General features: G+C 64.6%; 27 protein-coding genes and 1 pseudogene. 2 read left to right on the forward strand and 26 right to left on the reverse strand.

The window, feature by feature from the left end; genetic code table 11:
- Positions 1-80: 80 nt before the first annotated feature.
- The 23 genes and pseudogenes from tatC to C4900_RS13095 all read right to left on the reverse strand — a co-directional run bounded on the left by tatC (position 81) and on the right by C4900_RS13095 (position 15456).
- Positions 81-953 (reverse strand): twin-arginine translocase subunit TatC, encoded by an 873-nt coding sequence (tatC, locus tag C4900_RS12990; RefSeq protein WP_065969122.1) that lies wholly within the window; start codon positions 951-953, stop codon positions 81-83.
- Positions 934-1377 carry a Sec-independent protein translocase subunit TatA/TatB gene (locus C4900_RS12995; protein ID WP_114283215.1) on the reverse strand — a complete coding sequence of 148 codons (444 nt, stop codon included), beginning with the start codon at positions 1375-1377 and terminating at the stop codon, positions 934-936. Before C4900_RS12995 ends, tatC begins: the two co-directional genes overlap by 20 nt.
- Positions 1378-1389: 12 nt before the next feature.
- Positions 1390-1653 carry a Sec-independent protein translocase subunit TatA gene (tatA, locus tag C4900_RS13000; RefSeq protein WP_065969124.1) on the reverse strand — a complete coding sequence of 88 codons (264 nt, stop codon included), beginning with the start codon at positions 1651-1653 and terminating at the stop codon, positions 1390-1392.
- A 9-nt stretch (positions 1654-1662) separates the two neighbouring features.
- Entirely contained in the window at positions 1663-1998 is a 336-nt protein-coding gene (locus C4900_RS13005; RefSeq protein ID WP_065969125.1) for an HIT domain-containing protein, read from the reverse strand.
- Positions 1999-2000: 2 nt separating this feature from the next.
- The gene (locus tag C4900_RS13010; RefSeq protein WP_065969126.1) at positions 2001-2324 is read right to left on the reverse strand and encodes a phosphoribosyl-ATP diphosphatase; all 324 of its coding nucleotides are present in this window, start codon (positions 2322-2324) and stop codon (positions 2001-2003) included.
- Positions 2321-2746: a phosphoribosyl-AMP cyclohydrolase gene (gene hisI / locus C4900_RS13015; RefSeq protein ID WP_114283216.1), complete on the reverse strand. Its 426-nt coding sequence runs from the start codon at positions 2744-2746 to the stop codon at positions 2321-2323. The genes C4900_RS13010 and hisI overlap by 4 nt, the downstream gene beginning before the upstream one ends.
- Complete coding sequence (hisF, locus tag C4900_RS13020) at positions 2743-3501, reverse strand: imidazole glycerol phosphate synthase subunit HisF (RefSeq protein ID WP_083995654.1); 759 nt, start codon at positions 3499-3501, stop codon at positions 2743-2745. Before hisF ends, hisI begins: the two co-directional genes overlap by 4 nt.
- Complete coding sequence (hisA, locus tag C4900_RS13025) at positions 3498-4256, reverse strand: 1-(5-phosphoribosyl)-5-[(5-phosphoribosylamino)methylideneamino]imidazole-4-carboxamide isomerase (RefSeq protein ID WP_065969129.1); 759 nt, start codon at positions 4254-4256, stop codon at positions 3498-3500. The genes hisF and hisA overlap by 4 nt, the downstream gene beginning before the upstream one ends.
- A complete protein-coding gene (gene hisH / locus C4900_RS13030) occupies positions 4250-4900 on the reverse strand; it encodes an imidazole glycerol phosphate synthase subunit HisH (RefSeq protein WP_065969130.1) in 651 nt (216 codons plus the stop codon). The genes hisA and hisH overlap by 7 nt, the downstream gene beginning before the upstream one ends.
- A 6-nt stretch (positions 4901-4906) precedes the next feature.
- Positions 4907-5494: an imidazoleglycerol-phosphate dehydratase HisB gene (hisB, locus tag C4900_RS13035; RefSeq protein ID WP_114283217.1), complete on the reverse strand. Its 588-nt coding sequence runs from the start codon at positions 5492-5494 to the stop codon at positions 4907-4909.
- 35 nt (positions 5495-5529) lie between these two features.
- Positions 5530-6597 carry a pyridoxal phosphate-dependent aminotransferase gene (locus C4900_RS13040; protein WP_065969132.1) on the reverse strand — a complete coding sequence of 356 codons (1068 nt, stop codon included), beginning with the start codon at positions 6595-6597 and terminating at the stop codon, positions 5530-5532.
- Complete coding sequence (hisD, locus tag C4900_RS16400) at positions 6590-7888, reverse strand: histidinol dehydrogenase (protein WP_065969133.1); 1299 nt, start codon at positions 7886-7888, stop codon at positions 6590-6592. The genes C4900_RS13040 and hisD overlap by 8 nt, the downstream gene beginning before the upstream one ends.
- 76 nt (positions 7889-7964) lie before the next feature.
- Positions 7965-8522: pseudogene (gene hisG, locus C4900_RS17000) on the reverse strand (ATP phosphoribosyltransferase); the annotation flags it as partial.
- Position 8523: 1 nt separating this feature from the next.
- Complete coding sequence (murA, locus tag C4900_RS13050; RefSeq protein WP_114283218.1) at positions 8524-9819, reverse strand: UDP-N-acetylglucosamine 1-carboxyvinyltransferase; 1296 nt, start codon at positions 9817-9819, stop codon at positions 8524-8526.
- A 78-nt stretch (positions 9820-9897) separates the two neighbouring features.
- Entirely contained in the window at positions 9898-10212 is a 315-nt protein-coding gene (gene grxD, locus C4900_RS13055) for a Grx4 family monothiol glutaredoxin (protein WP_065969143.1), read from the reverse strand.
- Positions 10213-10246: 34 nt separating this feature from the next.
- The gene (locus C4900_RS13060) at positions 10247-10465 is read right to left on the reverse strand and encodes a BolA family protein (RefSeq protein WP_065969136.1); all 219 of its coding nucleotides are present in this window, start codon (positions 10463-10465) and stop codon (positions 10247-10249) included.
- Between the two features lie 61 nt (positions 10466-10526).
- Positions 10527-11282, reverse strand: a complete 756-nt coding sequence (locus C4900_RS13065; protein WP_065969137.1) for an ABC transporter permease — start codon at positions 11280-11282, stop codon at positions 10527-10529.
- A 213-nt stretch (positions 11283-11495) separates the two neighbouring features.
- On the reverse strand, positions 11496-12428 hold the full coding sequence (locus tag C4900_RS13070) for an ABC transporter ATP-binding protein (protein WP_065969138.1): 933 nt from the start codon (positions 12426-12428) through the stop codon (positions 11496-11498).
- Entirely contained in the window at positions 12425-12724 is a 300-nt protein-coding gene (locus tag C4900_RS13075; RefSeq protein ID WP_083995655.1) for an STAS domain-containing protein, read from the reverse strand. Before C4900_RS13075 ends, C4900_RS13070 begins: the two co-directional genes overlap by 4 nt.
- The gene (locus C4900_RS13080) at positions 12721-13347 is read right to left on the reverse strand and encodes an MlaC/ttg2D family ABC transporter substrate-binding protein (RefSeq protein ID WP_065969140.1); all 627 of its coding nucleotides are present in this window, start codon (positions 13345-13347) and stop codon (positions 12721-12723) included. Before C4900_RS13080 ends, C4900_RS13075 begins: the two co-directional genes overlap by 4 nt.
- A gap of 26 nt (positions 13348-13373) precedes the next feature.
- Positions 13374-13829, reverse strand: coding sequence for an outer membrane lipid asymmetry maintenance protein MlaD (gene mlaD, locus C4900_RS13085; protein WP_233431987.1), 456 nt, complete (start codon positions 13827-13829; stop codon positions 13374-13376).
- A 17-nt stretch (positions 13830-13846) separates the two neighbouring features.
- Positions 13847-14620, reverse strand: a complete 774-nt coding sequence (gene mlaE, locus C4900_RS13090; RefSeq protein WP_065969144.1) for a lipid asymmetry maintenance ABC transporter permease subunit MlaE — start codon at positions 14618-14620, stop codon at positions 13847-13849.
- Positions 14621-14634: 14 nt separating this feature from the next.
- Positions 14635-15456 (reverse strand): ABC transporter ATP-binding protein, encoded by an 822-nt coding sequence (locus C4900_RS13095; RefSeq protein ID WP_228579704.1) that lies wholly within the window; start codon positions 15454-15456, stop codon positions 14635-14637.
- A 439-nt stretch (positions 15457-15895) separates the two neighbouring features.
- Between C4900_RS13095 and C4900_RS13100 the strand changes: the two genes are divergently transcribed.
- Positions 15896-16462, forward strand: coding sequence for an invasion associated locus B family protein (locus C4900_RS13100; protein WP_141689221.1), 567 nt, complete (start codon positions 15896-15898; stop codon positions 16460-16462).
- Here C4900_RS13100 and C4900_RS13105 read toward each other — a convergent pair.
- Complete coding sequence (locus C4900_RS13105) at positions 16459-17124, reverse strand: hypothetical protein (protein ID WP_065969556.1); 666 nt, start codon at positions 17122-17124, stop codon at positions 16459-16461. The genes C4900_RS13100 and C4900_RS13105 overlap by 4 nt on opposite strands.
- 246 nt (positions 17125-17370) lie before the next feature.
- On the opposite strand from C4900_RS13105, the gene C4900_RS13110 reads away from it, so the two are divergent.
- Positions 17371-19650, forward strand: a complete 2280-nt coding sequence (locus tag C4900_RS13110) for a beta-propeller fold lactonase family protein (protein WP_114283220.1) — start codon at positions 17371-17373, stop codon at positions 19648-19650.
- A 216-nt stretch (positions 19651-19866) separates the two neighbouring features.
- On the opposite strand, the gene C4900_RS13115 is transcribed toward C4900_RS13110, so the two are convergent.
- Both C4900_RS13115 and C4900_RS13120 read right to left on the reverse strand, forming a co-directional pair.
- On the reverse strand, positions 19867-20295 hold the full coding sequence (locus C4900_RS13115; RefSeq protein WP_065969723.1) for a hypothetical protein: 429 nt from the start codon (positions 20293-20295) through the stop codon (positions 19867-19869).
- Positions 20273-20890, reverse strand: a complete 618-nt coding sequence (locus C4900_RS13120) for a nucleotidyltransferase domain-containing protein (protein ID WP_065969722.1) — start codon at positions 20888-20890, stop codon at positions 20273-20275. The genes C4900_RS13115 and C4900_RS13120 overlap by 23 nt, the downstream gene beginning before the upstream one ends.
- Between the last annotated feature and the right edge of the window lie 8 nt (positions 20891-20898).

Raw genomic sequence — 20898 nt, forward strand, 5'->3', positions numbered from 1 at the left:
CCAATCCGAGGCCCCGCGATACCTACGATCACGCGATCGACACAGCCGCGCCCTAAAGCCACCCGCGGTGGCCGGCGCCCTTAGGGCTCGCCCCCTCCGGGCGGTGGCGGCTTGCGCGTTCGCCGGCGACGGCGCCGGGGACGGGATTGCGGTGTGATCTCGCGTGGCGGCGGAATGACCGGCGTAGGTGGAGGCGTCGGCTCCGTCAACTCGACTGACGATGACTGTGGCCTGATGCGATAAGCGACGAACAGCCCGGCCTCGAACAGCGCCCACATGGCCAGTGCCAGTACGGTCTGCGAGAAGGCGTCGGGGGGTGTGATGATGGCGGCCAAGACGAAGGCCCCGAGGATGACGTAGCGGCGCTTGCCCGACAATGTCTCGGGGCGCAAGACACCCATAAGCACCAACAGCACGATCGCCACCGGCACCTCGAAGGCCAGGCCGAACGCGAAGAACAGGGTTAGGACGAAGTTCAGGTAGTGATTGATGTCGGTCATGACGCGCACGCCCGCGGGGGCGGCGTGCGCAAAGAAGCCGAAGGCCAGGGGAAAGATCAGAAAATATGCAAAGGCCATGCCCAGATAGAAGAGCAGGGTGCTCGACACCAGGAGGGGCGTGACCAGACGACGTTCGCGCTGATAGAGCCCTGGCGCAACGAATGCCCATGCCTGGTAAAGGATATAGGGTATGGCCACGGCCACCGCGGTAGCCAACGCAAGCTTCAGCGGCGCAATGAAGGTCGCCGGGAGATTGGTGGCGATCATGGCGCCGTTTTGCGGGAGCACGGCAGTGAGGGGGCGAGCCAGGAGCCGATACAGCGTATTGCGGAACGGGAACAGGCCCACGAACAGCACCAGCACCGCGATCGCCGATCGCAGGATGCGCGTTCGCAATTCAAGGAGGTGTTCGATGAAACTCGCTTCAGCGCCCTCAGACGCCTTCGCCGCCATTGCCCTTCCCTACGCTGGAGGCGCCGGCTTGCGCGCGGTGGGACGGCCGTCGCCGTCCGCGGCGGCGGCGTCGGCGCGACGGTGATGCAGGACGCGGACGGCGCGGGACATCGGGGGAGGCCTCGAGTGCCGGCGGCGTGCGATCCGGACTTTCGTCGCCCAGCGACTCCCGCCACTCACTGGGCAATGTATCCTGGAGCAGGGCCTTGGTGCGCTGCCACTCCTGGTTCAGCTCGCGCAAGGGCGCGAGATGCTCGGTCCCGACCTGACCGTCCAGCTCCTCTTTCATCTTTATCATGAAGCGCCGCGCACGCGCCACCCATCGCCCGGCGCCGCGCGCCGCATCCGGCAGGTGGCGAGGGTCGAAGACGATGACCGCGACGACTCCTATGATCAGGAGCTCCGTGAAACTGAAATCGAACATCAGCCCCCAGGCCTAACCCTTGCGCGCGCGTGCCGCACCCTTGGCCTTGGGTCCGTCGGCGGCGCTCGCCCGCCCTTCAATGACGCGGCCCCCATTGGCAGTCGGGCTCGCCGCGCCCTCCTCTTCGCCGTTCTCGGACTCTTCCTTCATCGCGCTCCGAAAACTCTTGATAGCGCCCCCGAGATCGCTGCCGATGTTGCGCACCTTGCTGGTGCCAAAAAGCAAGATCACAACCGCCAGGATGATCAACAAGTGCCAGATACTGAACAAGTCCATCGCCGCCTCCTAGAAACCGGGCAACCGGCCACCGCCCAGCACATGGATATGCAAATGGGGGATCTCCTGGCCGCCGCCAGGCCCCGTATTGATGATCGTCCGGAAGCCATCGTCGAGACCGGCCCGGCGCGCCACCTCCGGCAAAACCGCGATCGCATGCGCCATGAGCCCGGCATGCCCCGGCCCCACCTCGTTCAAGCTCGGGATGTGCTCGCGCGTTATGACGAGCATATGGACCGGGGCCTTGGGATACTTGTCGGCAATCACGATGAGTTGCTCATCTTCATAGAGTCGCGGGGCCGGGATTTGGTTTCCGACGATCTGACAGAAGATGCATGGCGTCATGGCTACCCCTTGTGGCGACTCGCCTTTTCCTCGATACCCGACCGCCCCATCCGCGCCTTCAGTTCCGCCAGGATCTGCTCGGGCGCGATATTTCGGTAGGCGAGCATCACCAAGCAGTGAAACCACAGATCGGCGGTCTCATGGATGAGGGCCGCGGGATCATCCCCCTTCGCCGCGATCACAGCCTCGACGGCCTCTTCGCCGACCTTCTTCAGGATACCGTCCAGGCCCTTATGGTAGAGCGAGGCCACATATGAGGTCTTGGGGTCGGCCCCCGCCCGAGCCTTGAGGATCGCATAGAGCTCGGCCAGTACATCGTCAGTCATTCTACTCCCGATCCGGGCTTTGCGCTGCCCGGCTGTTCATAAATCTCGCTCGCGGCCTTAAGGACCGGGTCGACGGCCACGAAGCGGTCACCCTGCAGGGGCGAGAAAAAGCAGCTTTCACGTCCGGTATGACAGGCGATTCCCGCGACTTGCTCCACCTGCAAAAGCAGCGCATCCCCGTCGCAATCCAACCGTACCTCTTGTAGACGCTGGATATGGCCGGATTCTTCCCCTTTGCGCCACAAACGGCCGCGCGAACGCGACCAATAGACGGCCCGGCCCTCGGCAAGGCTCGCGGCCAGGGATTCGGCGTTCATCCACGCCAGCATCAGCACCCGCCCGCTGCGCGCGTCCTGGGCGATGGCGGGCACGAGCCCGTCGGCCGACCACTTCACCTGCGCCGTCCACGGCGGGGGGTTCATAGGCGCACCTCGATGCCGCAGCCGGCCATATATCGCTTGGCCTCGTCCACTGAGAACTCCCCGAAATGGAAGATACTAGCCGCGAGCACGGCATCGGCATGGCCCTCGAGGACCCCGGCGGCGAGATGCGCCAGTGTCCCCACACCGCCGGAGGCGATGACCGGTACCGACACCGCATCGGCCACCGCGCGCGTCAGCGGGAGATCAAATCCATCGCGCGTGCCGTCGCGGTCCATACTCGTCAACAGGATCTCGCCGGCGCCGAACGCTGCCATGCGCCCGGCCCACTCCACCACATCCAGGCCCGTAGCGCGCCGCCCGCCATGCGTGAATACCTGCCAGTGGCCGTCCGCGGCCTTGGCGTCGACCGCGACCACCAGACACTGCGCACCGAAGTGATCGGCCGCTTCCTTTATGAAGTCCGGACGCTCGACGGCAGCGGAGTTGATGCTCACTTTATCGGCGCCGGCATTGAGCAGTCGGCGGACGTCGGCCACGGTCCGTACGCCGCCACCCACAGTCAGCGGAATGAACACCTGGGTGGCGATCGCCTCGACCACGGATACCATGGTCGCGCGTCCCTCGTGACTGGCGCTGATATCGAGGAAGGTGAGCTCGTCGGCGCCGGCCTCGTCATAATGACGGGCGGCTGCCACCGGATCGCCGGCATCCCGGATCTCCTGAAAACGCACGCCCTTCACCACCCGCCCGCAATCGACGTCAAGACAGGGGATGACGCGCCGGGCCAGCATCAGACGGTGGCGCCGCTGCCGGACCGATCCAGTTCGTCCGCCAGGCGCTGCGCCTCGCGCAGCCGCAGTTTGCCTTCATAAAGGGCGCGGCCGGTAATGGCGCCCTGCACCCCGCTGTCTGCGATCGCGCACAACTTGCGGATGTCTTCCAGGCTTGCGATGCCACCCGAGGCGATGACCGGGATCGAGATCGCGGCCGCGAGCCTACGCGTGTCTTCGATATTGACGCCGTGCATCATGCCGTCACGGCCGATATCCGTATAGATCACGGCCTCGACCCCGTCGTCCTGATAACGCTGCACGAGGTCCACCACATCATGCCCCGACAACTTCGACCAGCCGTCGGTCGCCACCTTACCCTCCTTGGCATCGAGGCCCACGAGGATGTGTCCCGGGAACTCCGCGCACATGTCGCCCACGAAATGCGGCATATTCACCGCCTTGGTGCCAAGGATGACGTAGCGCACACCCGCGTCGAGGTAGGTCTGGATGGTCTCCTCGGTCCGGATGCCGCCCCCTACCTGAATCACGATATCGGGATAGTTTCTGGCGATCTCGTGGATGACGCGTGCATTTATGGGTTCGCCGGCGAAGGCCCCATTCAGGTCTACCACGTGGATGCGTTTCGCACCCTCGTCGGCCCACCGGCCAGCGACCTCCACCGGATCACTGGAAAATACCGTCTCGTCGTCCATCCGGCCTTGCCGTAGCCGGACACACTGACCGTCCTTCAGGTCAATCGCTGGAATGATTAGCATTTGTCGGTCCGCCCGTCCCAAGCCATGAAGTTTTGAAGCAGGCGCAACCCGGCGCGCTGACTCTTCTCTGGATGGAATTGTACCGCAAAGATGTTTCCATAGGCCGCGGCCGATGTAAAGCGAGGCCCGTAGTCGGTCACGCCGACCGTTTCCGGGGCGGCCGCGCTGTCGGCGTAATAGCTATGCACGAAGTAGAACCGCGTATCATCGGCTATGCCCTCCCAGAGCGGGTGCGCGCGCACCTGCCGAACACGGTTCCAGCCCATATGCGGCACCTTGAGGCGCGCGCCCTGGGGATCGACGGTCGCCGCGAACCGGCGCACGACCCCCGGGAAAAGGCCCAGCCCGGCGATATTGCCCCCCTCTTCGCTGCATTCGTAGAGGGCCTGCAGGCCCAGACAGATGCCCAGAAACGGACGCTCGCGCGCGGCCTGTAATACCGCATCGTACAGTTCATCGCTTACCAGCGCCTGCATGCAGCCCTTGATGGCCCCCTGCCCCGGGAATACCACGCGGTCGGCCGCCGCCACCGCGCGCGCATCCGCGGCCAGGGTCACGCGCGCCTTCGGGGCCACGTGCTCCAGGGCCTTGGCCACCGAACGCAGATTACCCATACCGTAATCCAGAACCGCGACACGCGACATGGCCGACTAGAGACTGCCCTTGGTGGATGGGATCTGCGCGGCCGCGCGCGCATCGGGCGTAAGCGCCATGCGCAGCGCCCGCCCGAAGGCCTTGAACAGGGTCTCGGCGACATGGTGGGCATTATGTCCGGCCAGCACGTCGACATGCAGGGTGACACGCGCATGGTTGACGAAACCGCGCAGGAACTCCTCTATGAGGTCGACATCGAAATCGTGGATACGGGCGCGCGGGAAGGTGGCCCGGTAAAAGAGTCCCGGGCGTCCCGACAGGTCCACCACCACACGCGTCAACGCCTCGTCGAGCGGCACATAGGCATGGCCATAACGGGTAAGTCCCGCCTTGTCGCCCATCGCCTGGGCGAGCGCCTGACCGAGGGTAATGCCGACATCCTCCACAGTGTGGTGGGCATCGACTGCGAGATCGCCGGTGGCCTCGATGGTGAGATCCATGAGCCCATGGCGCGCCACCTGATCGAGCATGTGCTCGAAAAACGGCAGACCGGTCTTCAGGCGCGATGCGCCGCTGCCTTCGATCACCAAGGTCACCGCGACCTCGGTCTCCAGGGTCTTCCTCACGACATTTGCCGTCCGCACAACCGTTTCCTCTCTAGGGGCGCCGCCGAAACAGCCTACAAGGCCCGGGCCAGGGCCGCAAGAAAGGCCTCATTCTCCGCGGGCGTCCCGACCGTGACCCGCAGGCAACCGGCCAGCGCCCCGCCGGCTGCCGCCAGGTTCTTGATCAGGATGCCGGCATCCTTGAGGCGCGCATGGATGCGCCCGGCATCTGCCGGGACAGGGGGCCGAAAGAGCAGGAAATTGGCCTCGCTCGGCCATACCGTGACCTGCGCGCGCAGCGCCTCGTACAGGCGGCCGCGCTCGGCACGTATGCGCGCCGCCTGGTCGGCGAACACATCGGCATAGTCGAGGGCGAATTCCACGCTCGTGGCGGTCACCACGCCCACGTTATAGGGCAGGCGCACCTTCTCCAGCTCGTCGGTCCAGGCACGATCGGCGGCTAGCCACCCGAAGCGCAACCCCGCCAGGCCCTGCTTGGACAGGGTACGCACCACCAGCAGCCGTGGCCTATCCTCCACCGCCCCCATGAGGCTTGCCTGGGCGAATGGGTAGTAGGCCTCATCGATCACGACCGCGGCGTCGTCGACATCGAGCAGCGCGCGCACCGCATCCATCGGGTACAGAGTGCCGGTCGGGTTGTTCGGGTAGGCCAGAAAGAGCAGCGCCGGGGCATGCCGGGCGAGCGCGTCCTGCAGTGCCGGGACATCGAGCGCAAAGTCCTCCTTGAGCGGTATGCCGACGAAGCGCCGGCCAAGGATGGCGGCGATCTGCTCGTACATGACAAAGGTCGGCGTGGGCGCCACCACCGTGACGTTGCTGGCAAGCGCCAACAGGATGTTTTGCAGGATCTCGTCGGAGCCGTTGCCGAGGACCACCCCGATATGCGGCGCAAGTCCGGCATCGCGCGCAAGCCGCGCCTTCACGCGCTCGTACTGCTCGGGCGACGGGTAGCGATTCAAGGCCAAGTCGCGCAAGGCATGGAGCCAACGATCGCGCAGCTCCATGGGCAGGCGATAGGGGCTCTCCATGGCATCGAGCTTGATCGCGGGCTCGCCGGCCACCACGTGATAGGCGCTGCGCGCGCGCACGCCGGCGGCTATGAAGCGCGAGACATCAGCCATGCATGCGGCACTCGGCGGAGCGCGCGTGTGCCGTGAGCCCCTCGCCGCGCGCCAGGATCGAGGCGGTCTTGCCGAGCACCGCGGCCCCCTGGGGGGTGCAGAACACGATGCTCGTCCGCTTCTGGAAATCGTACACCCCGAGCGGCGAGCTAAAACGCGCGGTCCCGGACGTCGGCAGGACGTGATTGGGGCCCGCGCAATAATCCCCCAGCGACTCCGCGGTATGGCGCCCCACGAAGATCGCGCCGGCGTGACGCACGCGGTCGAGTACCGCCTCGGCCCCGTCGAACGAGAGCTCGAGGTGCTCGGGGGCCACCTCGTTTACCAGCGCCAGAGCCTCGTCTAGGTCGCGCACCGCGATCAGGGCCCCGTGACCGGCAAGCGCCTTTTCTATGATGGCGCGGCGCTCCATTGCCGGCAGCAGCCGGTCGATCTCGGAGGCCACCGCCTCCAGGAACGCCTCGTCGGGCGCAAACAGCAGGGCCTGCGCGCCCTCATCGTGCTCGGCCTGGGCAAAGAGGTCATAGGCGATCCACGAGGGGTCGGTGGCGCCGTCGCAGACGATCGCCACCTCCGAGGGCCCGGCAATCATGTCGATGGCCACTTGTCCGAATACCAGACGCTTGGCGGCCGCCACATAGGCGTTTCCGGGCCCCACGATCTTGTCGACACGCGGCACGCTGGCCGTGCCATAGGCGAGCGCCGCGATCGCCTGCGCCCCGCCCGCCAGGAACACGCGATCGACCTCGGCCACATAGGCGGCCGCGAGTACGAGCGGCGGCGGCGCGCCCGGGGCCGGGACCATCATGACAAGCTCGCCGACCCCGGCGATGCGCGCAGGGATGGCGTTCATCAGCACCGATGACGGATAGGCGGCCTTGCCGCCCGGCACATAAAGACCGACCCGGTCCAGCGCCGTCACCTTCTGGCCCAGGCGCGAGCCCAGGGCATCCTCCTGCATGTGGGGTGCGATGACCTGATGTTCGTGAAATGTCCGGATACGCGCCGCGGCCTCGCGCAGGGCCTCCTGCTCGGCGCGCGTCAGACCCTCGAAGGCCGCGGCAAGCGCGCGCGCCGGGACCTCCAGTTCCGCAACCGTGCGCGCCGCGCGCCCATCGAGACGCTCGGTCCACATGAGCAGTGCGGCATCGCCCCGGGCGCGCACGTCCTCTATAATCTCGCGGGCCACCCCCTCGGCGGCGCGCGAATCGGTCTCGCTGCGCGCGAGCAGGGCCTTGAACGCCGCACCGAAGGTCTCGTCTTGCGTACGTAGTCGCGCGATACCGCTCATTGCCCTCGCTCCCCGCCAAACAGGCGATCACGGGCCTCAAGGCCTCGTATTTCATTTTCATGGCCGCGCGGTTGGCGACAAGCCAAGCGCTCACGTCGAGGACGTGCTCGATGGGCTTTAGCCCATTGGCGGCCAGCGTCCGTCCGCTGCTCACGAGATCCACGATGCGATCCGCCAGTCCCACGAGCGGCGCGAGCTCCATGGATCCGTAGAGATGAATGATATCAGCCTGGATGCCCTGGGCGGCCAGATAACGCTCGGTGATACGGACATATTTGGTGGCCACGCGCAGCCGCGTCCAGGAACGCGCGCCCTCGCGGGCCATCTCATCGATCGGCGAGGCCACCATCAGCCGGCAGGTGGCGATCCCGAGGTCGGCGAGCTCATAGAGCCCCTCGCCGCCGTCTTCGAGGAGTACATCCCGGCCGGCGATGCCAAGATCGGCGGCCCCGTAGCGGACATAGGTCGGGACATCGGCGGCGCGTATCACCACCAGCCGGACACCGGGGATGCTGGTGCCGACAATAAGACGGCGGGTCTTGGCGAGGTCCTCCTCAGGGACGATCCCGGCGCGCTCGAGCAAAGGGATGCTTTCCTCCAGGATGCGCCCCTTCGATAAGGCCAGCGTTACCATGTCACGCCGTCTGCCGCGTCGTCCAGTCGCCGAGTTGCGAGCCTGGGATGCGGCGGATACGCGCCCCGAGCTGCGCGAGATTCTCCTCGATGCATTCGTAGCCTCGGTCGATATGATAGATGCGATCGATGAGCGTCTCGGATCGCGCCACGAGCCCGGCCAGCACGAGGCTTGCCGAGGCGCGCAGATCGGTGGCCATCACCGGGGCGCCGTGCAGGGCCTTAACCCCGCGCACCACCGCCATATTGCCCTCCATGGCGATATCCGCACCCATCCTCTGCAACTCATGGACGTGCATGAAACGGTTCTCGAACACTGTTTCCACGACCGTCCCAGTGCCTGCGGCAATGGCGTTCAAGACCACGAACTGGGCCTGCATGTCGGTCGGGAACGCCGGATACGGTGCGGTGCGGACATTCACCGCACGCAACTCGCGCCCTTCCATCGACAATCGCACGAAGTCGGGGCCCGTCTCTATGGCCGCCCCGGCCTCGCGCAACTTGTCCAGCACTGCCTCGAGCAACGCCGGGCGCGCGCAACGCAGCTTCACACAGCCCCCAGTCATGGCCGCCGCCACTAGGTAGGTGCCGGTCTCTATGCGATCGGGGATAATGTCGTGGCACGCGCCATGCAATTCGCGCACGCCCTCCACGGTCAGCACCGCGCTGCCCGCGCCGCTCACGCGCGCGCCCATGCGGTTCAGGCAGTCGGCGAGATCGATGATCTCGGGCTCGCGCGCGGCATTCTCGATGACCGTCGTGCCGTCGGCCAGGGTCGCCGCCATCAGCAGGTTCTCGGTCCCCGTCACCGACACCGCATCCATGAAGATGCGCGCCCCCTTTAAGCGCTTGGTGCGCGCGCGGATGTAGCCGTCCTCGATGGTAATATCGGCACCCATCGCCTGCAGGCCCTTGATGTGCAGGTTGACCGGCCGCGAGCCGATGGCGCAGCCCCCGGGCATGGATACCTCGGCCTCCCCGAAGCGCGCAAGCAGGGGGCCTAGCACCAGTATCGACGCGCGCATGGTGCGTACCAGATCGTAAGGGGCGCGCAGCGTGTGGATGTCCGAGGCATTGGCCTCTATGGTCATGTGTTCATCGACCACCAGCCGCACCCCCATACGACCGAGAAGCTCCATGGTCGTCGTTATGTCCTGGAGATGCGGGACATTGCTGATGCGTAGGGGTTCTTTGGTCAGAAGCGAGGCTATGAGCACCGGGAGGGCGGCATTCTTGGCGCCCGAGATTCGGATCTCGCCGCGCAAGGACGCGCCCCCATTGACAATGAGCTTATCCACGGTCGCGCCGTCCCCCCATTTTGAGAAAAAATAAGGCCGCCGGCCCGGCGGCCTTATTCCCGCCCTGTCCCGGGTTGCTCAACTCCCGGTGCCCGACACGAGCTTCTGCAATTCCCCTTTCTCGTAGAGCTCGGACATGATGTCGCAACCGCCTATGAACTCGCCACGAATGTAGAGCTGGGGGATGGTCGGCCAGTTGGAGAAACGCTTGATGCCGTCGCGAATCTCCGGGTCGGCGAGCACATCTATGCCCTTGAACTGCGCGCCACAGGCCTTCAGCATCTGCACGGATTTCCCGGAAAAACCGCACTGAGGAAACTGCGGCGTACCCTTCATATAGAGAACGATGTCGTTCTCCGTGACCTGCTCCCGAATACGGTCTTCAATGCTCATCATCGATCTCCCATCAGACATGTCCGTCCCGCCCTCACGGCAGGTCGGTCTTCAGCGATAAGGCGTGTATCTGCTCACGCATCCGGTCGCCTAGGGCAGCGTACACCAACTGGTGCTGTTGAATCCGGGTCTTGCCCTGAAAGGCCGGCGATACCACACTGGCCTCGAAGTGGTGGCCATCGCCGCTCACCCGCGCCTGCGCGCCCGGCAACCCGGCCTCTATGAGGTCCTTGATCTCTTGCGGTGTAATCATATCGTGATACCGATCCCATCTAACCTTTAAGGATACCCGTCTCCTAGACTGCGGGGAAGGGCTAATTCCGCAGGCGGTAGCCCCGCCCGACCAATGCCAGTGCCAGGAGCGACACGAGCGCGCAGAAAGCCGCCACTATGCCAAGACTGAACCCCGGCGACACATCGGACGTCCCGAAAAACCCATAGCGGAAACCGTCGATCATGTAAAGTAGCGGGTTCAGGCGCGACACCATCTGCCAAAAGGGCGGCAGGTTACGCAATGAATAGAAGACGCCGCTTAGAAACGACAACGGCACGACCACGAAATTCTGAAAGCCGGCGAGCTGATCGAAGCGCTCCGCCCACACCCCGGCAATGACCCCCAGGGCACCGAGCGCGGCGCTGCCAAGGACACCAAACAAGATCAGAAACAGCGGATGCCGGACCGGCAGCACCACGAAAAAGACCGCCGCGACATAGACACCTACGGCGACGCACAAGGCACGTATCACAGACGCCCCCACGAACGCCAAAAAGAACTCCAGGGCCGACAGCGGCGATAACAGGATAAAGATGAGATTGCCCGCGATCTTCGACTGGATCAGGCTCGACGAGCTATTGGCAAAGGCGTTCTGGATCATGGACATCATCATAAGGCCTGGGACCAGAAACGCCACATAAGGCACGCCCGGCAGGATATCCGGACGCCCCCTGAAGGTGCTGGCAAACACCAGAAGGTAGAGGAGCGCAGTCACCACCGGCGCGAATATGGTCTGGAAAGAGACCTTGTAAAAGCGGAGTAACTCCTTGTAAAACAAGGTCGAAAAACCCTTCATTATCGACATACCCGTTAGGAAGACGCGCATCCGGCCGGGAGACGGCCAAGGTCCGTTTAGCGGTTGCGGGGCCACTTACGTGGCCCGCCCCGCCTTAAACCCGCAAAGCGACAGAGTATAGCACGCGCCGAGGCCCCACCGTCGCTCCGATACCCAGCGGCTCCCCGCGCCGGGGGCGCATGAGGATCGCCCCTTAAGGCCGGCCAGCGAACGTCACGCGGTCTTTTTCGTGAGCGCCAGAAACACCTCCTCGAGGCTTGCCTGTTCGGTCGAGATATCGGTCACCACGAGGCCCGCGGCGCGCAAGGACTCCAGGACCTCGGGGATGGAGTCGGTGCCCTGCTGCAGCGAGAACTCGAGGATATTGGCGGTGCGCTTGCGCAACTTGGGCGCGAGCCTTGGCGGAAGCGCGGCCGCCGGCTCCGCGGTCGTCACCCGCAAGGTCTTTGATAGCGCCCGGCGCAGCAAGGCCTCCTTGGTATCGAGCGCCACGATGCGCCCGCCCTGCATGATGGCGATACGCTCACACAGGGCCTCGGCCTCCTCCAGATAATGCGTGGTCAGCACGATCGTATGGCCCTCGGCGTGCAGGCGCCGTATGAATATCCACAAGGATGTGCGCAGCTCGACATCGACACCCGCGGTCGGCTCATCGAGAATGACCACCCTCGGGCGATGGACCAGGGCCTGGGCGATCAAGACCCGGCGCTTCATCCCCCCGGAGAGGGTGCGCATGTTGGCATCGCCCTTGTCCGCCAGCATCAGGGCCGCGAGCAGCTCTTCGCGCCAGGCCTTGTCCTTGGGCCCCTTGAGCCCGAAATAACCGGCCTGGATCGCCAGGACCTCGCGCACCGTGAAGAACGGATCGAAGACCACCTCCTGGGGCACGACGCCGAGCGCCCGCCGGGCCTCCCGGTAGTCGGCAATAACATCGTGCCCGCAGATCGCCGCGTGTCCCTCGTCGGGACGCGTGAGGCCGGCCAGGATATTGATGAGCGTGGATTTTCCGGCACCGTTCGGCCCCAGCAACCCGAAGAACTCCCCTTGGCGGACGGTAAGATCGACACCGCAGACGGCGTGGACGCGCGCAAAGCGCTTGTGAAGACCCGCAACCTCGATGGCCGGCCCCGCGCACGGGACGCTCATGGCTCGTCTTCGAAGACCGGGCCCACCCCCGTGACGTGGATCAAGGCCGCGAGGCGCTTGGGAATCTCGGCCAGGGTGAGCCGGAAACCTTGGGCGCGCGCCTGGCGCCGCCACTCGATCAAGAGCGCCAGCACCACGGAATCCGCCTGCTCGAGCCCGTCGAGTGCCACCGTCGCGGACCCCGCCACGGGCACGATCCCGGGCGCCTGCAGGTCGTCTGGCAAGGGTGCGCCGAAGTGAATGGCGCCCTCCAGACGGTAACGGCCAGGCCCCTGTGGGGTCAGGCGAGCGCTCAAGAGACGCCGCCGTTGGCGCGCTTTAGGCTCGCGATGAGCGCGTCCAGGCCATGCTGGCGGATCTTCTCGCCATAGACCGAACGATAGTTCGTCACGAGACTCACGCCGTCTATGGTCACATCATAGACCTTCCACCCGTCCTTTTTGTGGACGAACATATAGTCGATCGGGATGTTCGCGCTGCCGTTATTCTCGACGATGACGGTCTTGACCGTGGTATACCGGCTTTGGGCGCTGCCACGGTAAGGTAGATAGGCGATGCGCTGCCCGGAATAGCTCAACAACGCGGTGGCGTAGGTCCGCACCAGGAGGTCGCGGAATTGGGTCGTAAAGGCGGCCTGCTGCGCCGGCGTCGCCGTATGCCAATAACGCGCTAGCACCCAGCGAGACATGCGCGGGAAATCGAAATAAGGTACGACCTCTTTGTCGACCATGGCGTACAAGGCGGCCTTGTCGTGGTCATAGACGGCACGCTTTTTTTCGATCAGGTGCAATATCTCATTTGTCTTTTCGTGAACGATCACGTTGGGTGGCGTCGAAGGCGTGATCGCCGCCCACACCCACGTCGGCAGAAGGCACCCGAACAGAATGAGGGCACCGGCATAGCGTCTGATCAATGTCATTCCATCCCTCTCCCGGTCAATGTTGGTCAACTATGGCCGGAGGAATGGCCGGCCTTGCTATAGAGCAGTTGGCTTATGATCTTTTCGAGGATAATCGCAGATTGCGTTATGCGAATTTTACCACCGTTCTTCAGGTAATGCTGGCTGCCGCCCGGGCTCAGGCTCACGTATTGCTCTCCAAGGAGCCCGGCGGTCTCGATGGACGCGCTCGAGTCGCGCGGGAAACGATATTTCTTTAAAAGATCGAGGGTCACGACTGCCTGATAGGTCGTTGGATTGATCGTGATGTGCGCCACATGCCCGACACGCACGCCCGCGACCGTCACCGGGGCCCTGGGCTTCAGGCTCCCGATATTGTTGAAATCGGCGGTGACCGCATAAGTCCCGCCAAGGTTCAATGCATGGATATTGCCGACCTTGAGCGCCAGCATGGCCAGGGCCAGAAGCCCTGCCACGACGAACAGGCCGACCGTGAACTCCATACTCCTCGCCTGCATAGTCAAAGCCCTCGCAGCATGAATGCCGTCATGATGAAATCAAGGCCCAAGATCGCGAGCGACGAACTCACCACCGTGCGCGTCGTGGCGCGGCTCACGCCCTCGGAGGTGGGCTTGGCGTCATAACCTTCGAATACCGCAATCCAGCTCACGACAAAACCGAACACGACGCTTTTGACAAGGCCGCCCATGATATCGTTCGGCACGCTCACCCCACTTTGCATCTGGGACCAAAAGACCCCCCCGTCCAATCCGAGATCACCCACCGCCACGATATAGGCCCCCATGACCCCGACGGCACTGAAGATCATGGCGAGCAGCGGGACTGCGATCCATCCCGCCCAAAACCGCGGGGCGACCACGCGCGACAGCGGGTCGACCGCCATCATCTCCATACCGGCTAGCTGCTCGGTGGCCTTCATGAGCCCGATCTCGGCGGTCAAGGCCGAGCCTGCACGCCCGGCAAACAACAACGCCGTAAGCACCGGTCCGAGCTCGCGCGTGAGCGACAACGCGACCAGCAACCCAAGGGACGACTGGGCGTCATAACGCACCAGTGTGTTGTAACCCTGCAAGGCCAGGATCATGCCGACGAAGGCCCCGGACACCACCACGATGACAAGCGTCAGCACGCCGGTCATATAGAGTTGCTGGACGATAAGCCGGATACGCGCCAGGGCCGCGCCCAGGGCCGGCATCAAGCGCGCCAGGAAGAACGTGGCGTGACCCAGACGGCTGATGCCGCTGATAACCCGGCGCCCGAGCCCGCTGATCATATCCACCCACGAACTCACGATCGGTCCGCCATCAGGAGATCGTCGAGGTACCGCGGCGCCGGGTAATGGAAGGCCACCGGGCCATCGGGCAGACCGCCCATGAACTGCCGGACCTCGGGGGCGTCGGTCGTTTTCATGTCGGCTGGGGTCCCCTCGGCGATCACCCGTCCTTTGCCCAGAAGATAGATATAGTCTGCAATCGTGCAGGCCTCGACCACGTCGTGGGTGACGATGATGGAGGTCATGCCGAGCGCGTCGTTCAGCTCGCGGATGAGCTTTACGATAACACCCATGGAGATCGGGTCGAGCCCTGTAAACGGCTCGTCATACATGACCATCATCGGATCGAGCGCGATGGCGCGCGCAAGCGCCACGCGCCGCGACATCCCGCCCGATAGCTCCGCGGGAAACAGCCTGCGCGCGCCGCGCAGGCCGACCATCTCGAGCTTCATCAAGACCAGATCATGGATCAGGGTCTCCGAAAGCCGCGTATGCTCGCGCATCGGAAACGCGACATTCTCGTAGACATCGAGATCGGTAAGTAAAGCGCTCGATTGAAACAACATCCCCATGCGCCGACGCAGCGCGAAGAGCGCCTTGCGAGAGAGCGCCCCCACAACCTCGCCGGCTACCGTCACGGTCCCGCGCGCCGGCAGCAGCCGGCCGCCGATGAGGCTCAGAAGCGTCGTCTTGCCCGCCCCACTGCCCCCCATGATAGCGGTCACAGCCCCCTTCGCAACCGTGAGATTCAGGCCCTCGAAGATCGGGCGATCGTCACGATAAAACGCGAGATCACGCACCGTCACCAAAGGCTCGGTACTCGTCGGTCGGTCCACGGCCCATCCTTGAAATGTCGTTATAGGGTCTCTTGCCCATCGCACACGCCGCGCAGCCCACCCCTCTTACGGCCACGCCTGTGCCGTCCGGCGCCCCCATCGCCGGGGCTCGCCGCCCCTGGCGCGCGCACAAGCATGCCACATCAAGGCCCTCGCACGAAACCCCACGAGCCGAAAGCGCGCCGATCATCCGCGACAGACGGCGGCCGCCATTCGCGGTGGGTACCGATCATGGATATCCGATAGCGTGCCCGTCTGCGGGCAGATACCCGGCAGGTGGCCCCGATTCGCATACGGGACTTCCTAACATCGCCAGCGGGTGTTCCAGACTTTCGGGCGTCACATGAAGAATGGCCGCGACGGCGGAATCGGCATGGCATGGGCAAATCTCCGCGCCTCCCCTATAATCGGGGCGGCCTCATCAGGCGGAGAGAAAGCCGTGAATCGCCTATATCGTCTTGTGGTGCTCGGTATCCTTGTGCTGGCCGCCCCGAGCGCCTTTGCCGAAGACGCCCTGATCCTGACGATCGGGGCCACACATCTGGCCCATACCCACCAGACGGTGGCCGGTCGGAACAGCGCATTGAGCACCGCCGGCAACAGCGTCTTCGGAATCGCCTGGGAGAAGCGTTACTACAACGGCATCGCCTATGGTGGCGAACTGCTGCTCTCCAATAACACCATCAGCAACTCGAGCGGCAACGGCGACGTCGCCTCACGGCTTTTCCTGCTGACCCTCAAAAAATATCACCGCCCGTGGGCACACGTGTATCCCTATATCGGCGCCGGTGTGGGGCTTGCTGATACACATGTGAGCGGCGTGCCGGGCGGCACCGGCATAGGTCCGGCCCTTGAGGTCGATGGAGGAGTAGAGCTTGAGTGGGCGCATAGCCTCGGCTTCTATACCGAGCTGCGCGGCCTCTATGTCCCGGGCGGCGTCATCTACGGGACGCGCGTCAACATGTCGGGGGTGGGTCTGTATGCGGGCGTGAGCCTGCTCTTCTAAGACCCGACCTGCGACCCCATCAGCAGGTCGGCAAGGAGCAACGCCTCATCGAGTCCGGCGAGTGCTGTCGCCGGTTCACAAAAGAAGAGCGCCGAGCCCGCCGGGGCCTCGACCGTAAGGAGCCCCCGCAGGGCCGCGCCGAGCGCGCGCCGATCAACACGATCGACGAGGCTCACCGCAAACGGACCTGTGGGCGCGCGGGAGGCAGCCGGGCGGCCGCATACCCCGACGCTTAAAGCCGCCAAGTCCTGGCGGCACCCCGCCGGGCAGGAGCGCAGATCGACGGTGACAGGGAGCGCCCGCGCCAGGGCCGCGAGCGGCTCTCTGTGCGCCGCGTCGAGGCGCGAGAGGCGCACCAGGCAACCGGCCACCAAGGGCACAGGCCAGGCCGCGACCTCCGCCATGCGCGGCAGGCCCTTTTCCGTGACCTCCAGCACCACACGAAAATCCGTCGGCGCCTCGTCACCGAAGAGGGTTAGCCGCGCCGGGTCTTGGCCCCAGGACTGAGCGGGCATGAGAACTGCCGGGTAGCGGTGGCTATAGAAGAGAAAGCGCCACTCGCGCGGCAGGTCGTGCGGGTAGAAAGCGCCTCGCCAGCGGGCATGCGCGTAGCCGCGCGCGCCGATGAGAAGGGGGGCCGGACCGTGTGTCATGGGCGTCATGATAGCGGCGGCCTTCCCATGACACCATCGCCACGCCGCCAGGCCCGAACCCCACCCCGGCCCGCATGATCACGACACCCGCAGGGAACCCCCGCGCCGACACCCATGGATGACCACGCGTATGGGCGGATTGTTCCCGTTTCATCAAAAACTCTCTATCGGTCTTCCGGCTGATGGGCGATCGCGACCGTAACGGTGACACTGCCCAGTACGGTGAGGCGTACTCATCCCACGAGGAACGGTATTATGGCCATGAAATCGCGTATCGCTCTCTCATTGCTGGCTGCGGCGCTGCTCGCCGCCTGTCAGGGCTCGGGGAGCTCCAGCAACAGTACATCGGCACCACCGTCGGGTGGCACCGGCCAGACCACGAGCCCATCGACCCCGCAGGGTGCCTCGCCCACCTCCTCGGCCACCCCGACCTTCGGCCAGAGTACGACCGCCCCATCCTCGCTCATCCTCGTGCCCTCCGGCACCCACAGCCTCGGGTACTATGTGCGCGACCCCTGGACCGGGGCCTTGGTCGACCGGGGCTATGTGCCCACGGGGCAAGGACCGGATGCCGTGGCGGTGAGTGATGACCGCTATGTGTATGTGGCCAACGGCAAGGACGGGACGGTCTCGGCCTATGCCTGGGAGAGTCAGACCGATCGGCTGACATCCCTGGGGACGGCCATTGCCAGCGGCCCGCAGCCGGCCTCGCTCGCAGTCGTGGGATCCGACCTCTATGCCCTGAACACCGGCAATGACACCATCACGGCCTTTGGCGTCGGCACCAACGGCACCCTGACTGTGATTGGCAGTATCACCGCCAGCGCCCCCCTCACGGGCCTCGTGGCAGGTCCAGGCGTGCTCTATGGGCTTGCCGCCGACGGCATCACCACCTTCAGCGCCGGCAACGGGATGCCCTCCGGGCCCTCCACCACCCCCTTAAACGGCATCGTCGCCGGGGCGACCGATAGTGCCGGGAATCTGTATGTGCTGACGTCGAGTGGCGTATATGGCTACACGGCCGCGGGCGGCGGCACCCTCACCTCGCAGAACTCGCAGCCGCTGCCAAGCGGCCTCACCCCGGTCGCCATAACGGTCACCGGGAACGGGCTTGCGATCACCGGGAATACATCGAGCGGTATCGAAACCGCATACTATCCGGCAAGCGGCGGGACCATCAGCGGCCCACCTGTGAGCTCCCTTTCAGGCCGCGGCACCGCCACCGCGATTACCGCCTCTCCGGGCGGCCATTACGTGTTCGTGAGCAACGGCGCCCGCGCCGATTTGCTGGCCTATACCCTGTCGCCAGGTGGATCGGGGGCCACCCTGACATCGAGCGCGGTGCTACGGACACGACTGGCACCCACCGCCGCCCTGAGCGTGCCGGTCACGGTGACCATGCAGCCCCAGACCCTTTATGTGGTCAACCAGTCCACAACCTCTATCGCCGCCTACCCCATAGAGCCTGGCGGGACGCTCGGGACACCGGCCAGCGCCTATACCTGTAATGCCTGCACCACGAATATCGCTGACCAAGGCCCGAGTGCGGCAGCGATCGCACCCGATGGCCTGCATCTGTATGCCTCCGATTGGGCCCAGGCCGGCCAAGGCGATGTCACCACCTTCGCCATGAGCCCCGCAAACGGCCCCCTGGGCGCACCCAGTTCCCTTCCGGCCGGCCAGAGCCCGATGGGGATCGCCGTCGATCCCTCGGGGCGCTACCTCTACGTTGCCAATAGCCACTACGACGATAGCACCGGACAGAGTACGGGTGGCACCATAGATGCCTACAGTCTGAGCCAGGGGATGCCGAGCCCTCTTGGCACGGGATACCGCACCCAGGTCTACGGCAACTACCCGATGCTGCTTGCCATCGACCCCACGGGCCGCTTCCTCTATTCCTCGGAATTCGCCGGCAGCCTCGTTGATGCCTTCGCCATAAACCCCGATAACGGCAGCCTCACACCGGCGAGCGGCGTCCTCGGGATGGGCTCGGCGGCCGCGACCGGCACCAACCCCTGGACAATCGTCATCGGTCCGTCCGGCCGCCACCTCTATGTGTCCGATAATGGCAACGGCGGCTCACAGACCTCAGGCGTGGTCTCGATCTTTACGATCAACGCCCAAAACGGCACCCTGACCTCGGACAACGGCGTGGACACCACCGACCTCAAACCCCTCGGGCTCGTGATGGGCCCCAAAGGGCGGCGACTCTATGTCGCCATGCAAAACGGGAGCGGGGCGTTGGACGTGTTTGTGCGCCAAAACCCGCAATCGGCTACGGGCACCTGGAACTACACGCCGACCGTCATCCCCGGAAACTTCACCAACGCCTATGGACTCGCCTTGAGCGCAGACGGCAAGACCCTCTACGTCCTCGACGACTGCACGGCCCCCAACTATAACAATGGCAGCATCCAGGCCATCTCCATCCCCTCATTCAGCGACATGACAAGCGTCGGGTATACGACCATAGGTCAATATGCAACCCATGCCTGCACCGTTCAGGCGGTAGCCGCGGGGGGATTCAACTGATACCCCATTCTCCACAAATAACCCCTCGGGCGGGGGCGCACAAACGCCCCGTTCGAGGGACCCGGAGGGCATCAAGAACCCGTAGGGCCGAAGACACGCGCCCTGATGGCCCGCGACCTATCCGGGATGGTAAGGTCGGTCCTGGTCCGTCATATTCCATCGGCATTTGTCGACTCATCGAGAGAAGCCGTTCGAGGCGGACGTAGCGGACGGAGATCATTCCAACGCAATAGGTCCGAGTGCCGCGACCCGTTCGGCCACCGCCTGCACAACGCGGATGATAGCTGCCACCAGGGCCTCGTCCACATCCAGATCACCCTCATATTCAGCCAGGTTGCGCTTGCGATGCGCCTGATCGAGTATGCGCCATTGCGTAGCGTCCAAGGCAAGCGTGTGCGTCAGGGTCTGGAACACCTGATAGCGGTTCTCCGATCGATAGCCATGCCAACGGAGCGCCGCGAGCGATAAGGCGTGCGCGGCGTTGTAAGCGAGATCGAAGCGGCTCTCCAGGGCTAGGGCCGGATTGCCCGCATCCGCGAGCCGCACTCGGCCCGAACGGACCAGGCCGTCGAACTCCGCTTGCGTTGGTGGCTCGGTCTTGAGTTGGCCGACGCGAACAAGGTTATCCAGAGACGAGGAGGTCATCGTCATCACCTACCAGCAAGATCGTGTCGCCCGCCAACACCTTTCTGAGAAACGGGCGGCCGTTCTCTCGGCGGTGGCGGAACTCCGCGGCAGTATACAAAGTCGGGCTGACACGGCGACCGAGTTGTTGCTCGGCGGGCGCCAGCACCTCATAAACCTGCTCCAACGTCAGCACATCCGAAACAATCAACAGATCGACATCACTGTGGGCCGTGTCATTGCGCTTCGCTATCGATCCATACACCAGCGCCAGGCGCACCTTATCCCCAAGCGGTACCAACGCCCCGCGCAATATTTCCGCCGGGCCAAGGACCTTGGCCACGATGCCCCGCAGTTCCTCGAAGATCGGCGAGGTATGATTGGCTTGGCAGTGCTTCTGGTTCCCGATGCGCGTCACCGTAACCAACCCGCTCTCCGCCAAGCGCCGGATCTCACGCTGCACGGCGCCCGATCCGGCACCAACCAGGCCTATGATCTCAGTAGTGAAGAAACTCCGCTCCGGCTGACCAAACAACAATGCCAACACACGCTGCTGCGTCATCGAAAACAGCGCGTCGGCGAGGCTTGTCGCCCGCAACACAGACTTATACCGCATGGCGGCAC

This window comes from Acidiferrobacter thiooxydans, from assembly GCF_003333315.1.
Classification (GTDB): Bacteria; Pseudomonadota; Gammaproteobacteria; order Acidiferrobacterales; family Acidiferrobacteraceae; genus Acidiferrobacter; species Acidiferrobacter thiooxydans.